At 39.8% G+C, this 2,327-nt stretch carries 3 protein-coding genes; 1 reads left to right on the top strand and 2 read right to left on the bottom strand.

Annotation, left to right across the window (positions count from 1 at the left end; translation table 11 throughout):
* On the top strand, window positions 1-292 hold a 292-nt coding region (locus CGZ90_RS19625), incomplete at its 5' end, for a response regulator transcription factor (protein ID WP_133063627.1).
* 42 nt (window positions 293-334) lie between these two features.
* On the opposite strand, the gene CGZ90_RS19620 is transcribed toward CGZ90_RS19625, so the two are convergent.
* Together CGZ90_RS19620 and CGZ90_RS19615 are read right to left on the bottom strand one after the other, a co-directional pair.
* Window positions 335-1,699 (bottom strand): glycosyltransferase family 2 protein, encoded by a 1,365-nt coding sequence (locus tag CGZ90_RS19620; RefSeq protein ID WP_165766930.1) that lies wholly within the window; start codon window positions 1,697-1,699, stop codon window positions 335-337.
* Between the two features lie 186 nt (window positions 1,700-1,885).
* On the bottom strand, window positions 1,886-2,327 hold a 442-nt coding region (locus tag CGZ90_RS19615), incomplete at its 5' end, for a peptide chain release factor-like protein (protein WP_276206781.1).

The following is a 2,327-nucleotide window of genomic DNA, read 5'->3' as shown; positions in this document are numbered from 1 at the left end:
TCTATTAAAGAATAAGACATATGTTCATCATGATTTAATCCCCTTCTTATATAAGCTGACCGAACTGGGCAATATCACTTTCGATCAACTGCCATCCCGTATTTTGACTAGGCGTGAGTGGGAGGTTCTGCAGCTGCTTGCTGACGGACATAACAATAAAAGCATTTCTGTCAGGCTTTTCGTTTCTGAAAGCACTGTAAAGAATCACCTTAGTTCGATCATGCGCAAACTGAAAGTGAACGACCGTACAGCCGCTGTCATCAAGGCACTTAGAAACAACTGGGTATCATAGGCCCCAAAAAAAGAACCCGCACGCTGCGGGTTCTTTTCATGTTTAGGCAGCTGTTTTATCTTCTTCAGATAGATACTCTCTGCCAGTCCTTGCAACCTTGTTCCAATTCTTCCGATTAAAGAAATAAGAGATGCTGCCGTATAGGATGCTGAAAATAATGATAAAGCGGAAGATATAAATATCAAAAATGATTGTCGTGAGAAGTGCTTTTGTATCTTCCTCCTGAAAATCATATCCGTAATACTCTCCCATTTCGACTGCAATCCAGTTATAAATGTAGCCGTAAATAAAGATATACGCGATAAACACAAGAAAGAATTCAAATAAGGATATCCCGCTGAACAGGCCTTCTATAAACAGACCCGTCATAATATAAACGCCTAATGTTCCTCCTAAAAACCCTTCGAAAAGATAGAAAAAGGCAACCGGGTTCTTAAAGAATCTCAGCCCTAAGAACGATTTATAATAGAAAAAACAGTCCACAAATGCTTTCTGCCATCTTACCCTCTGTTTAAACAGATCTCTAAACGTTTCAGGCAGTTCCGTATAGCATACAGCATCGGGAAGGAAAACGACTTTTTTATCTTTTTTATCTAAGAGATACTGCTGAATATTTAACGTAATATCAATGTCCTCGCCAATCGTTGACCGATATCCGCCAACCTCGATCAGTACATCTCTTCGAAAAATGCCGAAAACACCTGAAATTATCGAAAGACCGTTAAAGCGCGACAGTGATAATTTTTTGATATAAAAAGATTTTAAGAAATCAAGTGCCTGAGCTCGAACAAGCAAATTTGTCTTTAAAAGCGAAAGTTTTGATTCACCATTGTTTTTAGTTTGCAGTACATGCGCCATTCCGCCTGCAGCAACAACCTTTTCATTTTCAAATGTACGGTTAATGATATGAAGAGCATCGTCTGTCAATATTGTATCTGCATCAAGGGTGATGACAATATCGTGGCTTGCGAAATCAATTCCTGCATTAAGCGCATCTGCCTTTCCCCCGTTAATTTTATCCGCCACTAGTATATTAGGATAACGAGAAGATTGGTAAAGCTGGAACACCTTTTTAAAGTCGAGCTTATGATTAGTAGGCTTTTGTACAGGACGAAGCAATAGCTCTTTATGAAGGCGATCAATCGTCAAGTCTGTTGATCCATCATTTATATAGATAACTTCCGCTTTGCTGTACTTTATATCCGTCATGCTTTTTATGGAAGTATTAATGATTCCTTCTTCGTTATAGCATGGAACAATAATACTTATTCCCTTTTCCTTGGCATCCTTATGAAAAACACGTTCACTTCTCTTTTTGTATAAAGGGAGACAATGGATGCAGTGGGCGACCGGAAATCCTATAGACAATAGAAAGAATGTAAGGAATATAATTTGTTCAATACTCAATATATAAGCTCCTTTCTTTAAAAAGTTTTAAGCATGTTTTCCATTTTAAAGGTTATAAGGTCTCAATATATTGGTATAACAGTCTTTTAATCGAATTGTAATGTTTATGTATAAAAAGCTTTGAATTAACTAAACAATTTGATAGAAAAATGAAAAAAGATGCCCATAATGGCATCTTTTTCAAAATTATTTAATTCTTGAACGCAAGTAAGAGTCGATAAACGGGGTGATTTCTCCGTCCATGACCGCCTGCACGTTACCGATTTCTGTGTTTGTACGGTGGTCTTTTACGAGGCTGTATGGGTGGAATACATATGATCGGATTTGGCTTCCCCATCCAATTTCCTTCTGTTCGCCGCGGATCTCATCCAGTTCAGCCTGTTTCTGCTCGATCTGGCGCTGGACGAGCTTCGCTTGAAGCATCTTCATTGCGCGCTCACGGTTTTTAATCTGCGAACGCTCTGTTTGGCAAGACACGACCGTGTTCGTTGGCGTGTGAGTGATACGGACGGCAGAATCCGTCGTGTTGACGTGCTGTCCGCCCGCTCCGCTCGCACGGTACGTATCGACCTTCAAGTCTTCTGTACGAATCTCAATAGCAGCGTCGTCATTCAGCTCTGGCATCACT

It is taken from the genome of Fictibacillus aquaticus (genome assembly GCF_002245695.1).
Taxonomy (GTDB): Bacteria; Bacillota; Bacilli; order Bacillales; family Fictibacillaceae; genus Fictibacillus; species Fictibacillus aquaticus.
Note: the sequence above shows the minus strand (reverse complement) of the source record. Positions and strands in the feature narration are given on the sequence as shown.